At 69.4% G+C, this 19,333-nt stretch carries 15 protein-coding genes and 1 pseudogene; 6 read left to right on the top strand and 10 right to left on the bottom strand.

The features are described from left to right. The first annotated feature begins 18 nt into the window (after nt 1–18). Genes ABT085_RS16630 through ABT085_RS16620 form a run of 3 tightly spaced genes read left to right on the top strand, consistent with a single transcriptional unit; the run spans nt 19 to nt 1,936 of the window. Nucleotides 19–768, top strand: a complete 750-nt coding sequence (locus ABT085_RS16630; RefSeq protein WP_351607473.1) for a DUF2071 domain-containing protein — start codon at nt 19–21, stop codon at nt 766–768. Further along, on the top strand, nt 765–1,514 hold the full coding sequence (locus ABT085_RS16625; protein WP_351607470.1) for a class I SAM-dependent methyltransferase: 750 nt from the start codon (nt 765–767) through the stop codon (nt 1,512–1,514). Before ABT085_RS16630 ends, ABT085_RS16625 begins: the two co-directional genes overlap by 4 nt. Further along, on the top strand, nt 1,511–1,936 hold the full coding sequence (locus ABT085_RS16620; RefSeq protein WP_351607467.1) for a hypothetical protein: 426 nt from the start codon (nt 1,511–1,513) through the stop codon (nt 1,934–1,936). The genes ABT085_RS16625 and ABT085_RS16620 overlap by 4 nt, the downstream gene beginning before the upstream one ends. An 877-nt stretch (nt 1,937–2,813) precedes the next feature. Here ABT085_RS16620 and ABT085_RS16615 read toward each other — a convergent pair. The 8 genes from ABT085_RS16615 to ABT085_RS16580 all read right to left on the bottom strand — a co-directional run bounded on the left by ABT085_RS16615 (nt 2,814) and on the right by ABT085_RS16580 (nt 10,787). Further along, nucleotides 2,814–3,743, bottom strand: a complete 930-nt coding sequence (locus ABT085_RS16615; RefSeq protein WP_351607465.1) for a hypothetical protein — start codon at nt 3,741–3,743, stop codon at nt 2,814–2,816. Next, entirely contained in the window at nt 3,736–4,359 is a 624-nt protein-coding gene (locus tag ABT085_RS16610; protein WP_351607463.1) for an RNA polymerase sigma factor, read from the bottom strand. The genes ABT085_RS16615 and ABT085_RS16610 overlap by 8 nt, the downstream gene beginning before the upstream one ends. Nucleotides 4,360–4,683: 324 nt before the next feature. Continuing rightward, complete coding sequence (locus tag ABT085_RS16605) at nt 4,684–5,649, bottom strand: carbohydrate kinase family protein (RefSeq protein ID WP_351607460.1); 966 nt, start codon at nt 5,647–5,649, stop codon at nt 4,684–4,686. Then, the gene (locus tag ABT085_RS16600) at nt 5,646–6,635 is read right to left on the bottom strand and encodes a zinc-dependent alcohol dehydrogenase family protein (protein WP_351607458.1); all 990 of its coding nucleotides are present in this window, start codon (nt 6,633–6,635) and stop codon (nt 5,646–5,648) included. Before ABT085_RS16600 ends, ABT085_RS16605 begins: the two co-directional genes overlap by 4 nt. Then, nucleotides 6,632–7,483 carry a carbohydrate ABC transporter permease gene (locus tag ABT085_RS16595; RefSeq protein ID WP_351607455.1) on the bottom strand — a complete coding sequence of 284 codons (852 nt, stop codon included), beginning with the start codon at nt 7,481–7,483 and terminating at the stop codon, nt 6,632–6,634. Before ABT085_RS16595 ends, ABT085_RS16600 begins: the two co-directional genes overlap by 4 nt. After that, nucleotides 7,483–8,442 (bottom strand): carbohydrate ABC transporter permease, encoded by a 960-nt coding sequence (locus ABT085_RS16590; RefSeq protein WP_351607452.1) that lies wholly within the window; start codon nt 8,440–8,442, stop codon nt 7,483–7,485. The genes ABT085_RS16595 and ABT085_RS16590 overlap by 1 nt, the downstream gene beginning before the upstream one ends. A gap of 86 nt (nt 8,443–8,528) precedes the next feature. Then, nucleotides 8,529–9,893: an ABC transporter substrate-binding protein gene (locus ABT085_RS16585; protein WP_351607449.1), complete on the bottom strand. Its 1,365-nt coding sequence runs from the start codon at nt 9,891–9,893 to the stop codon at nt 8,529–8,531. 132 nt (nt 9,894–10,025) lie between these two features. Further along, nucleotides 10,026–10,787: a DeoR/GlpR family DNA-binding transcription regulator gene (locus ABT085_RS16580; protein ID WP_351607502.1), complete on the bottom strand. Its 762-nt coding sequence runs from the start codon at nt 10,785–10,787 to the stop codon at nt 10,026–10,028. Between the two features lie 585 nt (nt 10,788–11,372). Here ABT085_RS16580 and ABT085_RS16575 point away from each other — a divergent pair. Then, a complete protein-coding gene (locus tag ABT085_RS16575) occupies nt 11,373–11,762 on the top strand; it encodes a zinc ribbon domain-containing protein (RefSeq protein WP_351607447.1) in 390 nt (129 codons plus the stop codon). Between the two features lie 126 nt (nt 11,763–11,888). Here the strand turns inward: ABT085_RS16575 and ABT085_RS16570 are convergent, their stop codons facing one another. Further along, on the bottom strand, nt 11,889–13,652 hold the full coding sequence (locus tag ABT085_RS16570; protein WP_351607496.1) for a S8 family peptidase: 1,764 nt from the start codon (nt 13,650–13,652) through the stop codon (nt 11,889–11,891). Between the two features lie 325 nt (nt 13,653–13,977). Between ABT085_RS16570 and tpg the strand changes: the two are divergent. Continuing rightward, nucleotides 13,978–14,289: pseudogene (gene tpg, locus ABT085_RS16565) on the top strand (telomere-protecting terminal protein Tpg); the annotation flags it as partial. On the opposite strand, the gene ABT085_RS16560 reads toward tpg, so the two are convergent. After that, complete coding sequence (locus tag ABT085_RS16560; RefSeq protein WP_351607444.1) at nt 14,263–15,231, bottom strand: helix-turn-helix domain-containing protein; 969 nt, start codon at nt 15,229–15,231, stop codon at nt 14,263–14,265. The pseudogene tpg and the gene ABT085_RS16560 sit on opposite strands and share 27 nt — an antisense overlap. A 244-nt stretch (nt 15,232–15,475) precedes the next feature. Between ABT085_RS16560 and ABT085_RS16555 the strand changes: the two genes are divergently transcribed. Then, nucleotides 15,476–19,240, top strand: coding sequence for a S8 family serine peptidase (locus ABT085_RS16555; protein WP_351607441.1), 3,765 nt, complete (start codon nt 15,476–15,478; stop codon nt 19,238–19,240). The last annotated feature ends 93 nt before the right edge of the window (nt 19,241–19,333 follow it).

The raw sequence follows: 19,333 nt of genomic DNA, 5'->3' as shown, positions 1-19,333 counted from the left end.
CAACGTCACCCCATTGCGATGAGCACGCATTTCGCGCACTCGCTCGTCCTGACATACGCCCTGCCCGCCGAGGTGCTGCACCCGCTGGTGCCACCGGGCCTGGAGCTCGACACGTACCGTCGCGGCGAGCAGGGCGTGGAGTACGGCTTCGTGGCGGCCGCCCTGGTCGACACCCGTGCCCTGCGGCCGGCGTTCCTGCCCGCGCGGCTGGGCCGCGACTTCCTGCTGACCGGCTACCGCGTCTTCACCCGCTTCCGCACCCCTGGCGGACGGACCATGCGGGGGCTGCGCATCCTGCGCAGCGACACCGACACCCGGCTGATGAGGCTGGGCGGCAATCTGTTCACCCGCTACAACTACCGCCTGGCCCACATCACTTCGCACGCCACCAACGACACCCTGGAAATCCGGGTCGACAGCGCCGACGGCCACGCCGACCTGCGGGTGCGCGCCGACCTGCGCAGCGCTCCCGCGCCGCTGCCCCCGCACAGCCCCTTCGCCGATGCCCGAAGCACCCGCCGCTTCGCCGGCCCCCTGCCCTACACCTTCGAGTACGAACCCCAGACCCGCTCCGTGATCGTGGTCAAGGCATTCCGTACGCAGTGGGACCCACAGCCGGTCCATGTCGATGTGCAACGGCTGACCTTCTTCGACCACGGCCCGCTCGCCGGAACCCACCCCGTCCTCGCCAACGCCTTCCACGTCGCGAGCGTCGACTACGGCTGGCACCGCGGCGTGCGCCGCACCGAGAACGGCGGCATACGGTGACGCCGCGGCACTCCGGCGTCCGCGACGTCATCTCCTACAACTGGCCCCAGTACGTGGCAGGCGCGGCCACCGTGGCAGCCGCGGCCCTCCTCGCTTCACGCCTGCCTCGTGCACTGCGCCCCCTCGCCTGGACGGGATCGGCAGCGGCGCTCACTCTGCTGTGTACCGCCACGGCGGCGAGCTGGTACGTCTACGACCGTTCCGGCCTGTACACCTACGACTGGCTGGAGGCGCTGCTGCCCCGTGTCCCGTCGGCGTACGTGGTGGTGGGCACCGGCCTGGACGAGGTGAGCGGCCCGCTCGCCGCACGCTGGCCGCAGGCCCGGCGCACCGCCATCGACCTGTATGACCAGGCCCTGACAGGTGAAGGGTCCCTGCGCCGCGCCCGACGCCGCGTGCCTCCCCCCGCCCACGCGGCATCAGGCCGCCCACAGGCGCTACCGCACCCATCGCACTCGGCCGACACCGTCCTGCTCGTCTTCGCCGCGCACGAACTGCGCCGCGCAGAGGACCGGGAGCTGCTGTTCACCGAATGCGCCCGGCTGCTGCGACCGGGCGGCACGCTGCTGGTCGCCGAACACCTGCGAGACGCGGCCAACACGGCCGTGTTCGGGCCAGGCGCCTGGCACTTCCTGCCCCGCCAGGAATGGCTGCGGCTCGCCGCCCACGCAGAGCTGAAACACGGCGCCGAGCACCGATTCGCAGGCCTGATCACGGCATTCGCCTTCACCAAGGATCGAAAGTGAATCAACTCCTCAGCCTTACGACCCAGTTGCGCCTGGTCGGCGTCGCCCTGATCCTCATGGGGCTGGTGCACGTCGCACTCCCGCGCATACTGGGCTGGCCCGCCGACCTGCGCGCCAGCAGTCTGCTCACCCGCCAAGTCTCCTACGCACACATGTTCTTCATCGCACTGACCTGCGCACTTCTCGGCACCCTTCCCCTGGCCTTCGCACCCGACCTGCTCACCGGCGCACCCCTACCGACGTTCCTGCTCTGCGGCCAGACCCTGTTCTGGGGCCTGCGCTGGATCATGGAGTTCGCCTACTTCTCCCCCCACACCTGGCGCGGCCACCGCCTGCGCACCGCAGGTCATGTCGGGCTGGCCGTGCTGTGGACCTGGGTGACGGCGGTGTTCGCGGCGGCGACGGCACAGGGACTTCGGTGAGGACAGGCGCGACAGCAACCGGCAGAGCAAGGGCTCGCCCCCAGACAACGGTTGCCAGCCCGAACAGCCCTCGGACTCGCGAGGGGCCGGGCTCGGCGGGGTCGGGGCTGCCGAACACGAGGATGTGGCCCTGACAGAACTCTTGCCTCCACGGCCGGGTAGCGGCCTAGCCGTCGATTGGTCAGCGGTCGAGGAGGCTTGGGAGCTGGAATTTCCCTCCGACTACAAGAACCTCATCGTCCAATACGGCGAGGTTGTCCTGGGGGATTACCTGTCGGTCATGGCACCCGACACGGTCACACCGGACACGTGGGAACAAGTCGATGCGGCACGCGCCAGTATGGGGTACGTCACGGCGGACACTCGTGGTACATGGGAGGACACCGAGCCCACCTGCTGACTGCTCAACCCGACGTGGAGGTGATGGCCGGCAGTCCGCTGTGGGGGACAGAAGCCCTTCGTATGTCAACGCCGAGGAACGGCGCCGCGCCCGGGGAAAATGAATCGGCCTGAACTTGCGGCGGGCAGCACTGCTGTCGGGTCGTCAGTGGCTTCGGCTCCTTCGATCAGCGGGCGCGGCCACGCGAACGCCTCGAGGACTGGCGTCGTCGCGCCAGGGCGGCTGGCGTTGCGGGGTGGCGGTGGCCGGCCAGCCATTTCAGGTTGACGGCCAGAATGTCGTCGAGCGGTGGGAGGCGGCGGTAGGTCCAGCGCCGTGGCCGCGTGGCTTGCGGAGTGCGCCGTGGTTGGCCGGACGGGCCAACCACGACGCTCAGTCACAGGCGCCGGTACTGCCCTCGTCCGCGTTCCTGCCGGCAAGAGGGCTTCGGCGGGATGGGTGGTGCCGTCATCGGCCTCCCTGTCGGAGAGGACTGGCTCAGGGACGCACGCCGGGCTTGTTCACGGCAGTCTCGAACTTTTGCACGGCTGTGACCCTGATCAGGGTTTCCTCTGTCGTGACCTTGGAGTCGATCATTCCGCCGACGAGCATCATCGTGCGTTCACCCCGGTACTCGTAGGTCTCTGGATCGAGGAGCAGCTCGTCGCGGCGGTGGGTCTCCTTGGTGAACGGGTTGTCGTCCGAGGGGTGGATGGCCAGGGCAGGCCTGCCCATGGCGTCCTTGACGAGCTGTGGACGGACCACCACGCCAGGGATCGTTTTGAGGGCGCGGAAGAGCGACAGGCGGACGTCGGACGGGATGGTGTCGGTGCTGGAGAACGTGTACTCGATGTGCTGGTAGTCGCCCCCGAAGTGGATCACCTGGGCCAGGGAGCGCAGCAGTGGCCGCGGCTCGCTCGGTAGTTTCTCCAGCCTCTGGCGCAGTTTCTTCGGTGATCCGGTGAGCGCCTGGCTGGTCACCGAGTCCAGGACGCCGTTCAGCAGCGTGCGGCGGGTCTTGCCGCTGCCGTACTGGGTCCAGGTCTCTTCCGTGAACTCCCAGTATGGCGGGGAGTTCTTGTCGGGGACGGGATTGAGGTCGTCGCGGAAGTTGAGCGTCGACTGCCGCGTCAGGGTCTTCTGGTAGAGCCACTGACCGTCGGTGGGTTCGGCGGATGTGGCGTGCTCGGCCCCCACCCGGTGGGTGTCGGTCACCGGCGTCACCTGTGCCACCAGTACTGCCGCCACCGCCACCCCGGCGGCAGCGCCCGCCGCGGCGAGCTTCCAGCCGGCCCGTGGCCAAAAGCGGCGGTGCTGCGTTTGTTTGGCGGCGGCGTCCAGCAGCCTCTGCCGCCCGGGCGCCAGCCGGGCCCGGTCAGCGGCGGGCGCGTCCGGCCGGAAGGTCTTCAGCGTCGTCATCTCATCCATGGCCGGCCTCCGGGGCGAAATCCTGCACGAGGGTGGGGTTGTCGCCCAGCGCGGAGCGCACCTTTCTGCGCGCCCGGTTGAGCCGGGAACGGACGGTGCCGACCGGGATGGAGAGCGCCTCGGCGACCTCCTGATAGCTGAGGTCGGCCCATGCGACGAGGAGCAGTACGTGCCGGTCGCCGCCGGACAGTGAGGCGAGCGCGCCGGCGAGGAGGCGGTGGGCGGCCTGCGCGGTGACCCGGTCGTCCGCGTGATCGACCCAGGACTCGGTGACCGAGTCGTGGCCGGTGCGGGCGAGCGCCCTCAGGGCGCGCTCCTCGGTGCGGCGTTGCTTGCTGATCAGGTTGGCGGCGATGCCGTAGAACCAGGGCCGGGCGTTCGTGCGGGTCAGGTCGTAGCGTGAGCGGGCCCGGAACGCTGTGAGGAAGGTGTCGGCCGTAAGGTCGTCGGCGGCCGCGTCGCCGAGCCGCCGCATGACGTAGCGGTGGACATCGGCGGCGTACCGGCTGTACAGCACGGCGAAGACCTCGGGCCGCCGCAGGGACTGGGCAATGGCGGACGAGTCATCGTGGTGGTGCTCGTGGTCGTCGTGCCCGACGTCCGGTGGGCCGGTCACGGGGTCTCCGTCTCTGACGTATATGGTCACACTCTCTGTTCCCCGGTAGGACCCGCCGAGTTCACGCCGGGGGCCGTGGCCATGCCAGGGCTGGTCGTTCAGCTCGAAAGCCCGAAACGCTAAGCCGGCACTCTCGAGACCGTGCTCACCGACACGGTCGCGCCCTATCTCCGGCGCCAGGATTTCGCACCGGTCGGCGGCACGGCCTCCGAGCCGCCGCTGTTGGACTGCTGGGTCGCGGTGCCTGCGCCGCACCTGGTGCGATGGGCCGGGTTGGGGAGAGGTAGGCCGTCTGGCCGGGGAGTCGGGCGGCCTACCTGTCCGTCACATCAGTTCTGCCGCGGTGGGTGGGTCCGCTCCCTCGCGTGCGCAGGTGAGGGCGGCTGCGCGGGCGGCCGTCGCCACGGCCTCGCCGAGGATCGCGGGTAGCCGGTCGGTGTCGGTTGCCGTGCGCAGTGCCGTGCGTGCCGTTTCCGCCTCCGTCCCGGGGCCGCCGCCCAGCAGTCCTGCGTGCAGGAGGCGGCTGACGAGCCCGGCCATGAAGGCGTCGCCCGCTCCCACCGTGTCCACCACCCGCACGGGGACCGGTGCGATGTCCTGGCAACCGTGCCGCCACCACGCCTGGGCGCCGTCGGCTCCTCGGGTGAGGACGACCAGAGCGGGGCCGCTTCGTGCCCAGCGGGCTGCCGTCATGTCAGGGGTCTCGCCCGGGTAGAGCCAGGCGAGATCCTCTTCGCTGGCCTTCACCACATCACTGAGGGCGACGAATTGCTCCACCCGTTCACGTTCCTCCCCCGGGGAGCGGAGCAGCGCGGGTCTCAGGTTCGGGTCGTAGGAGACGGTGGCCGAGGGCTGCAGGGCGCGCAAGGCCGTGAGGACCTGGTCTGCTCCCGGGCTCAGGGCGGTGGCGATCGATCCGGTGTGGACGTGCACCGCCGGGACCTCGAGCAGCGCTTTCTCGACGGCCGTCGGCAGTGCCCAGGTGATGTCGAAGGTGTACCGCGCGGCACCCGCCGCATCGAGTACGGCGGTTGCCGTGGAGGTGGCGGCGTCGATCACGGATCCCGTCGTCAGCTCGACTCCGCTGTGCTTCAGGTGCCTTTGCAGAAGGTGGCCGAAGTCGTCATGTCCCACGCGGGTGGCGAGCCGGACCGGGTGCCCGAGTCGGCCCAGACCCAGGGCCACGTTGGCGGGGCTGCCGCCGGGGTGGCTGCGGCTCGGGCCGTCGGGATCGGCGATGAGGTCCACGAGTGCTTCGCCGACGACGAGCGCCGGGAGACTGGTGGTCATGGCAGCACCTGGATCTTGCGGCCCTTGCCGGCCTGGAACTGCTGCAGCGCTGCGGCGTAGTCGTCCAGCGGGAGCCGGTCGCTGATGAAGAGGTCCGGGTCGAGGACTCCGGCGGCGAACAGCTCGGCGGCTCGTTCGTAGCTGTGCAGGACCGCCATGGAGCCGGTGATGGTGATCTCCTGGTTGTAGATGCGATACGGGTCGATCGTCACGCGCGTCGCGTAGTCGGAGACGCCGAACTGCAGGTACGTACCCCCCTTGCCGACTCGGCCGAGGGCGTCCTGGATGGCCTTGGCGTTGCCCGTGGCGTCGATGACCACGTCCCAGCCGCGCGGACGCTCTATCGTGTCGGCAGTGGTCACAGCGTTGCTGCACCCGAGGGTGCGGGCGGTGCTGAGCCGGTCCTCGTTGATGTCCACGACGTCGACGGTGGCCGCGCCGGTGCGCTTGGCGAGTTCGAGCATCATCAGGCCCATGGTGCCCGAACCGTAGATCAGCACATTGCTGGCGAGGGTGGAGCGCAGGATGTCGTAGCCGCGTACCGCGCAGGACAGCGGTTCGATGAGGGCCGCGTCCTCGGTGCGGACGTGGTCCGGAAGCTTCACGCAGTTGGCGGCGGGAGCGACCGTGTACTCGGCCGCGCCGCCGGGGACCGAGACGCCGATGGCGTTCCAGCGTTCGCACATGTTGCCGCGTCCGATACGGCAGTAGTGGCACTCGTGGCAGTACAGCGAGGGGTCGACGGCGACCCGGTCGCCGACCTCGAGGCCGCTGACCCTGGAGCCCAGGGCGACGATCTCGCCGGCGAACTCGTGCCCGGGAACGATGGGCAGGGTGGGCGCGAACTCGCCCTGGAGGATGTGGAGATCGGTGCCGCACAGGCCGCAGGCGGCGACCTTGATCACCACCTGGCCGGGGCCCGGTGTGGGGTCGTCGACGGTTTCGACGCCGACCTGGCCGGGCGAGCTGATGACGGCGGCTTTCACTTGACTGCTCCAAGGGACAGGCCCTGGACCAGCTTGTCCTGGGCGGCGAATCCGGCGATGAGGACCGGCAGGGAGATGCAGACGGCGGCGGCGCACACCTTGGCCAGGAACAGGCCCTGGCTGGTGACGAAGCCGGTGAGGAACACGGGTGCGGTGCCGGCGACGACCCCGGTGAGCACCCGGGCGAAGAGGAGTTCGTTCCAGCTGAAGATGAAGCAGATCAGCGAGGTGGCGGCGATGCCGGGGGCGACGACCGGGGCGACGATCCGGGTGAGGACGGTGGGGAGTCCGGCGCCGTCGATGGAGGCCGCCTCCAGGATCTCGGCGGGGACCTCGGCCAGGAAGGAGCGCATCATCCAGACCGCGATCGGGAGGTTCATCGAGGTGTAGAGGATGACCAGCAGGACGACGTTGTCGAGCATTCCGCTGTTCTTCGCGATCAGGTAGATCGGCAGCAGTCCGGCCACCGCGGGCAGCATCTTGGTGGACAGGAAGAAGAACATCGCGTCCGACCACTTGCGCACAGGCTTGATGGACAGCGCGTAGGCGGCAGGGGTGGACAGCACCAGCACCAGCAGCGTCGACAGGAGGCTCGCGGAGAAGGAGTTGATCAACGGCGGCCAGGGGGAGACCCCGGTGCCGGCTCCGAAGAACTCCTTGTATCCCTGGAGGGTGAGCGGCGCCCCCAGGCTGGGCGGGTTGGTGGCGGCGTCGGACTCGCCGTGCAGCGAGGTCAGCACCATCCAGGCGACCGGCAGGAAGAACAGGACTCCGCAGAGCCAGGCCAGCAGGCCGAGCGCGCCGCGTCTGCGCCGTTCGGTGGGGGCGTCAGCGGTTGTCGTGGCCATCAGCGGGTCTCCTCTCGGAGCAGGGACGAGACGGTCCGGAGCGCCAGGCTGCCCACGAGGAGGGAGCACAGGACGACGATGACGCCCTCCGCGGAGGCCTGCCCGTAGTCGTGCGCCTGGTAGAAGGTCTCGTAAACCGTGTAGGGCAGGTTGGCGGTGCCCAGGCCGCCGCCAGTGAGGGTGAAGACGGCGTCGAAGTTCTGGACGACGTAGATGCTGCCGAGCAGGGCGGCGAGTTCCAGGTAACGGCGCAGGTGGGGGAGGGTGAGGTAGCGGAAGATCTGCCAGGTGGTCGCGCCGTCCATGCGGGCCGCCTCGACGGTGTCCATGGGGCGGCTCTGCAGTCCGGCCAGCAGGATCAGCATCATGAAGGGCGTCCATTGCCAGATCAACGACGCCTCCACGGACATCAGCGGCAGCGAGGACAGCCAGTCGGGCTGCGGCGCGTCGTTGCTGCCGAACAGGTTCCACAGCCAGGTCAGTGAGCCGTTGATCAGCCCGTAGGTGGCGTTGTACAGCGCGTGCTTCCACAGCAGCGCGGAGGCCACGGGCACGACGAGGAACGGCGTGATCAGCATGGTGCGGACGAGGCCGCGGCCGCGGAACCGGCGGTCGAGGAGCAGCGCCAGTCCGAGTCCCAGGAGCAGGCTGACCAGGACCACGACGACGGTCAGGATGACGGAGGTCAGCAGGGACGAGCGCAGTTGCGGGTCGGTCACCGCCTCCTTGTAGTTGTCCAGGCCCGCGAAGGCCTTGTTGTCCGGTTCGAGCGCGTTCCAGCGCATGAACGAAATCGCCACGGTGCCGACGAACGGCAACTGGGTCACCACGATCATGAAGATCAGGGCCGGAAGCAGTGGGGCCCGCCGGGCCCAGGCCCCGCGAGATCGCCGTGAAAGGGCCTGTTGGGCGGTCTGCGGCGCGCGGGTACGTCTGATGAGCGAGTGCGTGAGGGTCATCGGTGTGTCTCCGCTGGGCCTCCGGACCCCCGATCCCGCAGGTGCGGGACCGGGGGTCCGCAGGCGTCGGGTGGATCGGGGAGGGATCACTTGTCCGCGTACTTGGCGGCGACCTTCTCGGCGAGTTCCTGGCCGGCCTTGAGCGCGTCCTCGACGCTGGTCTTGCCGGCGATGGCGGAGCTGATCTGCTGGGAGACCTGAGTGCCCAGGTCGGTGAACTCGGGGATCCCCACGAACTGGATGCCCGGCGCGGGCCGGGCCTGCACGCCCGGGTTCTGCGGGTCGGCCGACTTCAGCGCGCTCGCGGTGGCGTCGGCGAAGGCCGAGGCAGCGGCGACGTACTTGGCGTTCTCGTAGGTGGAGGTGCGCTTGCCTGCCGGGACACGGGACCAGCCGAGCTTCTCGCCGACCAGTTCCTCGTACTGCTTGCTGGAGGCCCAGGAGATGAACTTCCAGGCGTCGTCCTGGTTCTTGCTCGCCTTCTGCACGCCCCAGGCCCAGGTGTAGAGCCAGCCCGAGCTCTTGGTCCGGTCGACCGGCGCGGGTGCGTAGCCGATCTTGCCGGCCACCGGCGAGTCGCTGGACTCGAGCGAACCGGCCGCGCTCGTGGCGTCGTACCACATGGCGACCTTGCCCTGGGTCATGTTGTTGAGGCACTCGGCGAACCCCGACTGCGGGGCGCCCGCCTCACCGTGCTTGCGCACCAAGTCGACGTAGAACTTGGTCGCCTTGGTGAAGGCGGCACTGTCGACCTCGGCGTTCCAGTCCTTGTCGAACCAGGCGCCGCCCATGGTGTTGACCACCGTGGTCAGCGGGGCCATCACCTCGCCCCAGCCCGGCAGGCCGCGCAGGCAGATGCCCTTCATCCCGGACTCGGCGCCATCGGCCTTCGCGGCCAGGTCGGCGACCTGCTGCCAGGTGGGGTTGGCCGGCATGGTCAGCCCCTTCTTCTCGAAGACGTCCTTGCGGTACATGAGGAAGGACGACTCGCCGTAGAAGGGCTCGGCGTATATCTCGCCGGAGGCGGTCAGCGACTCCTGCATCGCGGGCAGGATGTCGGCCTGGTCGAAGGCGGTGTCCTTTTTCGCGTACGAAGTCAGCGGGGCGAGCCAGCCGTTCTTGGCGTAGATCGGCGTCTCGTAGTTGCTGATCGTCGCCACGTCGTACTGGCCGGCCTGACTGGAGAAGTCCTGGGTGATCTTGTCGCGGACGTCGTTCTCGGGGAGCACAGTGAAGTTGACCCTGATGCCGGTCTCCTTCGTGAAGTTGTCCGCGGTGAGCTTCTGGAGGTCCGCCATCTGAGGGTTGTTCACCATCAGCACATTGATGGAGTGCGCGCCGGAGCCGCCTCCCGAGCCCCCGGCGCCGGCGCAGGCCGTGAGCAGCGCGCCGCACAGGGCGAGTGCGCCGAGCGGCCCGGTGCGTCGCAGGACAGTTCTTCTCGAGTTCATGATCGTTCCTTTCCTGGAAGTAACGGGTGTGAGCGGTGAGGCAAGGGGAGGAATGTGGGATCGGGCAGGCAAGGGGGTGCCGTCCGAGCGGCTTCGGCGGAGGCGCTCCGGGCGGTGTGGGGTGGGTCGGGGTCAGACCCGGTGGACGCGGGGTCCCATCAGTGAGTAGCGGTGTGCCTCGGCGCTGGAGAGCCCGGTGTCGGTGACGATCGCCTCGAAGTCGTCCACGCCGGCGAAGCGGCAGAAGCTGCTCGCGCCGAATTTGCTGTGGTGGCCCATGAAGACGCGTCGGCGCGAAACGGCCAGCGCCTTGGCCTTGACATCGGCGACCACCGGATCCGGTGTGGTGAGGCCGAGTTCGCGGGAGATGCCGTTCGACCCGAGGAAGGCCAGGTCGATCACGAATCGTTCGAGCATGGCGCAGGCCCACGAGCCCACCGTGGCGAGGGTTCGGGCGCGGACCCGGCCCCCCAGGAGCAGTACGGTGACCTGCGGAGAGTCCGCGATCGCTGCTGCGGTGGAGAGCGACGCGGTGACCACGGTCAGGGGCCGGTCACTGGGGAGGAGTGCGGCGAGGAGCTGTGGGGTGTACCCCTCGTCCACGAACACGGTCTCTGCGTCACCGAGGAGCTTGACCGCCTCGGCGGCGATCCGGCGCTTGTCCTTGACGTGCAGGGTCTCCCGCTCGGGGAGGCCTGTTTCAAATCCCGCGCCCTCGACGGGGTAGGCACCGCCGTATGTGCGGCGCAGCAGCCCCCGGCGTTCCAGGACACCGAGGTCGCGGCGGATCGTCTCCGGCGCGACGCTCAGGTCGGCGGCCGTGACCGTGACCGTGACCTGTCCTTGCTGACGCGCAAGCGCGAGGATCCGGCTCTGACGCTCTTCGGCGTTCATCGCGCTCACCCGCCTTCCGTACCCGGTCCGGGCACGGTGTGCCCGGTCTTGCCGGACATTTATACCAACCAGCTTTTGCAGCAAGGGAGCCCACAACGGGCTCGAAAATGCCCGATGCCGCCTGATTGGATTACACGAAATCCCAAGTCAGGCCTCTATCGAGCGGTTTGACAGGTTCTCTGGTGCCCGTCTGTGTCCCTTACGATGCCCGGTTCGGGCGGAGTTGGACCAGGACCGACCTCATCACTACCAGGCCGGTAGTTGCCCCGTGCCTCAGATTCGGGAGCACCACCTGGGAACGCGCTGCCGGATTCCGGGCCGTCCTCGCCGTTCACCCCTTGGCGCTGGTGCGGTCGTTGGCGCGGTTCATCGGCCCGGAGCTGTGCCTGGCCCTGTTCGCCTGCGACGAGGAGACCGTGACCCGCCTCGAGACCCGGCTCGACACGGGGACGACGTGGGTGAGCGGACTGCTGCAACACCCCCATCCGCACGTGGTACCGCCTGTGGGGCAAAGCCCTCCAGGCCACCACTCCTGGTCGGCTCATCACCGTCATCAGCCGCGAATGCGAGAAGACCGGCGGACGGATGCTCCGCGCATCAACGTTCACGACGAAGCTGTCGCAGACCTGCCTGTGCGGCGCCGAAGTAAAGAAGACGCTCGCCGACCGAGTCCACCGCTGCGAAGCCTGCGGCCTCATCGCCGACCGCGACATGGTCTCCGCAGCCCTCGCCGCACACGTCCGGCTCACGGACCCCGACGCCCCCAGCACTGCGGGCCTGGACACCGTCCAGGCCCGCATGACACAGATACTTTTCGCAGAAGGGCTGCAAGAAGCCCTGCCGAGTCAACCGCAGCGCGGTGCCCGCCCCACCCGGGGCCGCACCCACGCGGCAGCCCGCCGTCCGGGAACCCCCGGACGCCAGGCCTCTGCTCGGCAGAACACCACCGACCGGTACCGGGCCCACCCCGAATGAGACCCGACCCGCGAACAAGCGGCACAAGGCCCACGTCGGAGCAGCCGCCCCACTAGGGAACGCCCCGCCAGCGGCGGCACACCCGAACGGGAACTGGTCGGACGGCATCCCATTACGGGATGACTCTTAGAAGGTCAGGTTCCAGGCGTCGATCTTGCCTGTGTCGGAGGCGGCGTTGTCGTTGACGCGCAGCTTCCAGGTGCCGTTCGCGACCTCCGATGAGGCGTTCACGGTGTAGGTCTGGGCTATGTTGTCGGCGCTGCCGCCGGTGTGGTTGTGCAGCGTGTACACGGTGCCGTCCGGCGCTACCAGGTCGACCTTCAGGTCACCGATGTAGGTGTGCTTGATGTCCACACCCACCTTGAGGGTGGCCGGGGCGTTGCCGGTCACGCCGGTCACGGCGATGGGGCTCTCCACGGTTGCGTTGTCGTTGATGGCGAAGTCCGTGAGGCTCTCGAAGTATTGACCGGGCGGCGGGGTGGTCGCGACGGCCTTGAGGGCGTCGACTTGTCCTTCGCCGAAGAACGAATTGTTGGCCGTCGTGCCCGTGCAGCGGCTGTCCGAGGGGCAGGCGATGTCGTTTGCCTGGGCGGCCAGCTTGGCGCGGAGCTGCGCCGGGGTGATGCCCGGGTTGGCACTGGCGATGAGCGCCGCCACGCCGACCACATGTGGGGTGGCCATCGAGGTGCCGCTCTTGCTGCCGTAGCCTCCGCCGGGGACGGTGGAGTACACGTTGCTGCCCGGCGCCGCGACGTCGATGACGCCCTGCCCGTAGTTGGAGAACGAGGCCTTGGTGACACCCGTGCCGTTGGCCGCGACCGTGACCACGCCCGGCAGCTCGGTCGGGATGTCGAGGCAGGCGTTGGTGATCGTGCGGGTGACCGGCGTCGAGTCGTTCGGGCTCGCGGAGTCGGTCGTCTTGTGGGCGAGGTCGTAGTTCTCGTTGCCCGCGGCGGCGATCTGGAGGGAACCCTTGCCCTCGGCGTACTCCTGGGCGCGTTTGACGCCTTCGATGATGGCGGCCTGGTCGATGTTGTCCGGGCAGTTGTACTGCCACGGGTCCGTGTAGTAGCTGTTGTTGGTGACCTTGAAGCCGTGGTCGCCGGCCCAGACGAAGCCGCAGATGGTGTTCTCGGCGAAGAAGAAGGAGTTGCCCGGCTCAGCGACCCGGACCGCGGCGATCTTCACCCCGGGGGCCACGCCGATAACGCCCTTACCGTTCTTGGCCGCGGCGATGGTGCCCGCTACGTGGGTGCCGTGCGTGTCGACGTCCCGCCAGGCGCCGACACGGGTGTCGGGCTTGCCGTAGGCGCAGGAGACCGAGTCGGCCGCGTCGAAGTTGGGCGCCAGGTCCTGGTGCTGGTCGTCCACACCGGTGTCCAGGATGCCGACCGTGACGGAAGCGGAGCCCGGGTTCACGGCCCAGGCCTGATCGGCCTTGATCTGGCTCATGTCGGCCCTGACCGGTTCTCCTGCCGGGGTCGAGGCCTGGGCCGGATTGGCCGGGAGCGCCGGGTTGTAGGCGGCGGCCGGGACGTCCGAGGTGCGCGTGGCGCCGACCTGCTGCACGCCGGCGACGCCGCGCATGGTGGCGGCGAATGTGCTGGACGCCGAGTGGGCGACGATCACGCCGATGGCGTCGAAGTTCGAGAAGACGGTGCCTCCGTTGGCCGCGATCGCGGAGCGGACCGCCGAACTGTCACCGGGGGCGGTGATCACGAGGTAGGCACGCGTGCCGGCCACCCAGGTCGCACTCGGGGAAGCCGGCACGGCGGCCGCAGCGTGGGCCTTGCCGGCTGGCGCGGGGGAGGGGCCGATGGGGAGCGTGCCCGCGAGGGCGCCCGGGGCGCTGAACGCGAGGGCGGCACCGAGCGTGGCCGCCAAGGCCAGCGTGCGTCTGGTCCGGCTCGATATGTGGGGTATCAATGCGTCCTCCGGAGACGGCCCGACCGTGCTGAGGGCACCGGCGCGGCCGTACGAAACGAGTGGTGGATGCAAGATGTCAGGAGCGTGCACCTGTACGGAAGTACCTTTCCGTACAGGGGTGTTATAGGGGAATGGCTGAAAAAGACGTCCTTAGGGCATCCAGGGGTGGGATCCACCGGGAGCTCTGCGACGTCGACCGCGCCCTGGCATACGCCGCTGACGTGGTGCCGGCCATCGACGGGGTGGACCGGCTGCCGGCGTGGTGGACGGCGAATAGGAGAAGGCGACGATGAGCATGTTCGGGGACGGCCTGGACGCCGCGATCCACAAGGCGTTCACCCGTCCAGCCCCCAAGAGCGCGCCTGCGTAGATGCGCTACCTGGTCAAGCAGTACAAGCGTACTGGGGCGGTCGCTCGGATGCTGCGGATCTCCCAGCGCACCGTCGAGCGGTACGTGAAAGACCAGATCAAAAAGCCCCGTCCGGATCTCGCTGCACCCCTGGAGCGCGAGGTGAAGTGGCGTTGGCAACCCGGTCGGCGGGTAGGTGACGGGCCGTTCGGTGCGGGCCGGAGGTCAGATCCAGCCCCTCTTGGCGGCCTCGGCGCCCACCTGAAAGCGGGTTTCGAGGCCGAGGCCCGATGCGATCGCGCCGATCCGGCGGGTCACCGTGCGCGCGCTCGTGCCCAACTGCCGTGCGATGGCATGGTCCTTGTAGCCCGCCTGCATCATCTTCAGCAGCAGCAGGTCCTGCGGGCTCGGCCCGTCGGGCGTCGCCGGAGCGGTCCCGGCGAGGGACTGCGCACGCTGCCAGTAGGAGTCGAACAACTCGAGGAGCGCGTCCAGCAGGCCCGATTGGTGGACGACGGCGATCCTGTCGTAGCGGCCCGGGACCAGTGCGACCAGTGCGACGCGTCGGTCCATGATGCGCAGCCTGAAGGGGAGGGTCGGCAGTATGCGGGCCTGTTCGCCGATCTGGGCGAGGTGGGTGATCAGCTCGAAGCGGCCCGGCTGCGCCAGTGCCTCCTGGGTGTACACCGACCGTATGTCGACGCCGCGGCCCAGCAGGTCCATCGTCAGGGCCTCTTCCAACTCGGTGCTGTAGGGCCCGAGATACGGAGGCCGGTCGAGCACCCAGAAGTGGGTGCGGACCGACTGCATCAGTTCGGCGACGCGCTGCGTGATCTCCGCCTCGCCGGTGATCACCTCCACCAGTCCGGTCGGATCCTCCTGCAGTCGGTGGGCGCGGTACTCGTCCGCAAGGTCGTCGACGGTGCCCCACACCGCGGTGAGCGCCGCCTCGTTCTCGGCCCGGCGTCTGGCCAGCAGTGTCCGCAGCGCGGTGTGCGGGCTGACCGGCCGGTACTGTCCGGGTCCTTCCTTTCTCAGCATGCCCAGATCCACCAACCGGGAGACGGTGCGTCTGATCCGGCTGGGCGTGGTGCCCAGGGCCGCGGCGATGTCGGTCATCGTCCGGTCCGACGTGGTGAGGTAGGTGCGGTAGACCTGTTCGTCGAACTCGCTGATACCCAGGGCGCTCAGCACCGGTTGCCTCCCAGCGATCGCCGTCCGTATGGCAGTTGGGACGGCCGTGGCGCGAATCGCCACGTGGCGATGTACGACACAAGTGTGATCTAGACATTCGTCGTTCACAAGCTTTGACTCTGATCGTTCACGCCACCTGTGGACGGGTCCGAGCACCCTCGGTGCCTGCGACCGGTCGGGCGGCGCCACCTGGACGGCAGAGGACGAAGGTGCTCTGCCCTACCGCAGAGCCGGGAGAGACCCTGTGATAGCGCACCACCGCAGACGCTGGAGTGTGCCGGTTGCCGCCGGCGCTCTGGTGTTGGCGCTGGCCGGCCCCTACGACGCAACGGCCTTCGCGACCTCGGCGGCCCGTTCCGACGCCGCCGACCACCCGTCCTCCGCATCCCTGTCCACCGCGTCCACGTCCGACCGGGTGCCCGCCGGCGACCACTCCGTGACGCTGATCACCGGAGACGTGGTCACCACCCGGCAGAGCCCCGGCACCGGCAAGGAGACCGGAGGCATCGTCAGCGTCCGCGGTGCCGACGGGCGCCCGGTACAGACCCACATCCTGACGTCGGGCGACGACCTCTACGTGTTCCCCGAGTCGGTGCTGCCGTACGTGGCCAAGGGCATCCTGGACCGGCAACTGTTCAACATCACGGCCATGATCGCCGACAGGTATGACGACGCGCACCGTGACCGGCTGCCGCTCATCGTCTCCTACACGCACGCCGACGGCTCCCGTGGCAAGGCCGCCGCCGTGCCCGACGGGGCGACCCGGGTCCGTGCCCTCGACGGCATCGGCGGCGCTGCCCTCACCGCGGACCGCGCGCACGCCGCGGACTTCTGGAAGTCCGTCACCGCGACGGCGCCGGCCGCCGGAGCCCGCAAGCAGTCCGCCGACCCGGCCTTCGCCGACGGGATCGCGCACATCTGGCTGGACGGCCTTGTCCACGCCGACCTCGCCGACAGCACGGCGCAGATCGGTGCCCCCCAGGTCTGGGCGAACGGCAACACAGGACAGGGCGTCGACGTGGCCGTCCTGGACACCGGCGTCGACGCGGGACACCCCGACCTCGCGGACCGCGTCGCGGACCGGCAGAGCTTCGTACCGGACGAGAACACGGACGACCACTTCGGCCACGGCACGCACGTCGCGTCCATCATCGCCGGCACCGGCGCGGCCTCCGACGGCAAGGAGAAGGGTGTCGCCCCCGGCGCCCGCCTCGACATCGGCAAGGTGCTGGACGACAACGGGTCCGGTCAGACCTCCTGGGTCCTGGCCGGCATGGAATGGGCCGCCGTCGACCAGCACGCCAAGATCATCAACATGAGCCTCGGAGACGGCCAGCCGTCCGACGGCAGCGACCCCCTCAGCCAGGCCGTCGACACGCTCAGCGCCGAGACCGGCGCGCTGTTCGTCGTCGCCGCAGGCAACTCCGGGGCGCCCGACACCATCAGCGCACCGGGCGCGGCGAGCGACGCGCTGACCGTGGGAGCCGTCGACTCGACCGACTCGGTGGCCGGGTTCTCCAGCCAGGGCCCCCGCGTCGACGGCGCGCTGAAGCCGGAGATCACCGCCCCCGGCGTCGACATCCTCGCGGCCAACTCCCAGTTCGACGGCAACGGCGAGGGCGCCTACCAGACCATGAGCGGCACCTCCATGGCCACGCCCCACGTGGCGGGCGCCGCCGCGCTGCTGGCCGCCGCTCACCCCGACCTCACCGGAAGCCAGCTGAAGGACCTGCTGGCCAGCAGTTCCCGGCAGACCCCGCAGTACGACGCCTTCCAGGCGGGCAGCGGCCGTCTCGACGTCGTCGCGGCCTCGCACGCGGGAGTCTTCGCCACGGCGACCGCGTACGCCGCGCAGGTGGAGCAGGGTCCCGCCGGCGGCGTGCAGCGCCCGGTGACGTACACCAACACCACGGACCAGCCGGTCACTCTCGCGCTGAGCGTCGATGCGGCACACGCCCCCGCCGGGGTGTTCCGGCTCTCCACCTCCCAGGTGACCGTGCCGGCACACGGCACAGCCGGTGTCACCGTGACGATCGACGGCTCGGGCCTCGCCACCGGCGGCCGGTGCAGCGGCCAGGTCGTCGCGAAGACCGCGGCCGGCGAGGTCGCGGCGCACACCGCCGTCTCCCTCGGGGACGTCGAGCACAAGCTGACCATGGTGTTCAAGGACGCCAAGGGGCAGCCCATGTCCGGTGTGGTCGAACTGCTCAGGTCCGGTGAGAGCTCCCCGGACTTCGTCGTCATAGACGAGTCCGGCACGGGGCAGATGTACCTGCCGAACGACGTGTACTCCGTGCTGTCCTTCAAGACGGTGCAGGGCGTCCACGGACCCCACTCATGGGGCATGGCGCTGCTCGGCGACCCCGACGTCCGCCTGGACCACGACACCACCGTCACGCTCGACGCGTCGAAGATCAGCCGCGTCGACATGACCACACCCCAGCAGAGCGAGACGACCTACCAGCGACTGGACTACACCCGCCAGATGGGCGGACAGGTCTGGCGCGACTACATGGAGACCCAGACCAACTACGACAGCCTCTGGGCCCAGCCGACCACCCACAAGGTGACCCACGGCGACTTCTACCTGGCGGCCCGCTGGCGCAAGGAACAGCCCGCCCTGTCCGTCTCCACCAAGACGAGCGACTTCACCGACGTGCTGCGCCAGGACGGCGTCACCCCCCTGCCCAAGGGGACCGCGAAGCTCCCGCTGGTCTTCGCCGGTGAAGGCGCGAGCGCCGACTACGCCCACCTCGACGTGCGCGGCAAGGCTGTGGTGGTACGCCGTAACGACGACGTGTCCGACATGGACCAGGCGGCCGCCGCGGTGGCCGCGGGCGCGAAGCTCATGCTGGTCGTGAACAACACGGACGGCCGCGGCTTCCGCGCCTACAACGCGCCGTTCAGCTCGACGCCCGTGCGGCTCGACGTCGGCCTGCTCAGCACCGACGAGGGCGAGAAGCTCGTCAGTCAGGCCCAGGCCCGGGGCGCTTCGGTCACGGTCGGATCCGCGCCCGTGAGCCCGTACGTCTACGACCTCGACCGGACCTGGCACAACGAGATCCCCACCCATCTGGTGGTGCAGGGCAGCGCCAAGAACCTCGCCCGGATCGACGAGACCTTCGACAGTCCCGCCCCGGGCAGCGACGGCGGCGAGTTCCGCTTCGACTGGCCCGACTACAACGCCTGGGCGATCGGCGAAATGATGCCGGAGCCGGTCCGGGGCAAGCGCACCGACTGGGTCTCCACCGGCGGGTTCAACCACTGGAGCCAGAGCGCCTACGCGGTGGGGTTGGTCTTCGAAGCCGGTGCCAAGACCTCCTACCGGGCGGGCAGCACGCAGTCGGAGGAGTGGTTCAAGCCGGTCGAACGGCCGTACCTGAACGACACCTACAGTCTGCCCAGGCGTACGGGTGACCGCCTGTACATCGACGCCCCGGCCTGGGGCAGCCGCACCCACGTCGGCATGAGCCAGATCGACGGGGCAGCGGAGCAGCGCCAGACCCTCTACCAGGGCACCACTCAGCTGGGCACGGGAACCTTCACGAACGTCTCGGGCGACGCACCCGGCGCCGGCCTGCTGCCGTACCGGCTGGTCGTCACCAGCAAGCGCGACGTGGAGTTCACCCCGTACTCCTCCAGCACGCGCACCGAGTGGGACTTCACCTCGAAGGCGACGGCGGACGGCTCCGCCGCGGTGCTGCCGCTCGTGCAGATCGACTACGAGGTCGCCACCGACTCGGCCGGGCGGGCCGGACGGCACGACTTCCTGTCCGCCACCGCCGCTCAGCTGCCGGGCGCCGTCGGCGCCGGCCGGCTCGGCGCGGTCAACCTGGAACTGTCCTACGACGACGGCGCGACGTGGCACAAGGCCACCTGCGACCACGCCGGGCAGTTCCGCCTGGACGCGCCGAAGAAGGCGTCCTACGTGTCACTCAGGGCGAACGCCCGGGACTCGGCGGGCAACGCGGTGCACCAGACGGTGATCCGGGCGTTCGGCCTGCGCTGACGCACTGGCACCGATAGCACACCGGACCAGAACGGTGCCGCCCGGGGCCGCCAACCCCCCACCGCCCGGTCAACCAACGGCGACCACCACACA

Origin of the sequence: Streptomyces sp. NPDC002265 (assembly GCF_040296125.1) — a bacterium.
Taxonomy (GTDB): Bacteria; Actinomycetota; Actinomycetes; order Streptomycetales; family Streptomycetaceae; genus Streptomyces.
The sequence above is the reverse complement of the archived record's forward strand: the minus strand, read 5'-3'. Positions and strand labels throughout refer to the sequence as shown.

Excerpts from the sequence above, each read along its gene's own strand:
- ABT085_RS16630 (WP_351607473.1), top strand. The coding sequence starts at position 19 with ATGAGCACGCATTTCGCGCACTCGCTCGTCCTGACATACGCCCTGCCC.
- ABT085_RS16615 (WP_351607465.1), bottom strand. The coding sequence starts at position 3,743 with ATGGATGAGATGACGACGCTGAAGACCTTCCGGCCGGACGCGCCCGCC.
- ABT085_RS16605 (WP_351607460.1), bottom strand. The coding sequence starts at position 5,649 with ATGACCACCAGTCTCCCGGCGCTCGTCGTCGGCGAAGCACTCGTGGAC.
- ABT085_RS16595 (WP_351607455.1), bottom strand. The coding sequence starts at position 7,483 with ATGGCCACGACAACCGCTGACGCCCCCACCGAACGGCGCAGACGCGGC.
- ABT085_RS16590 (WP_351607452.1), bottom strand. The coding sequence starts at position 8,442 with ATGACCCTCACGCACTCGCTCATCAGACGTACCCGCGCGCCGCAGACC.
- ABT085_RS16585 (WP_351607449.1), bottom strand. The coding sequence starts at position 9,893 with ATGAACTCGAGAAGAACTGTCCTGCGACGCACCGGGCCGCTCGGCGCA.
- ABT085_RS16580 (WP_351607502.1), bottom strand. The coding sequence starts at position 10,787 with ATGAACGCCGAAGAGCGTCAGAGCCGGATCCTCGCGCTTGCGCGTCAG.
- ABT085_RS16575 (WP_351607447.1), top strand. The coding sequence starts at position 11,373 with ATGCTCCGCGCATCAACGTTCACGACGAAGCTGTCGCAGACCTGCCTG.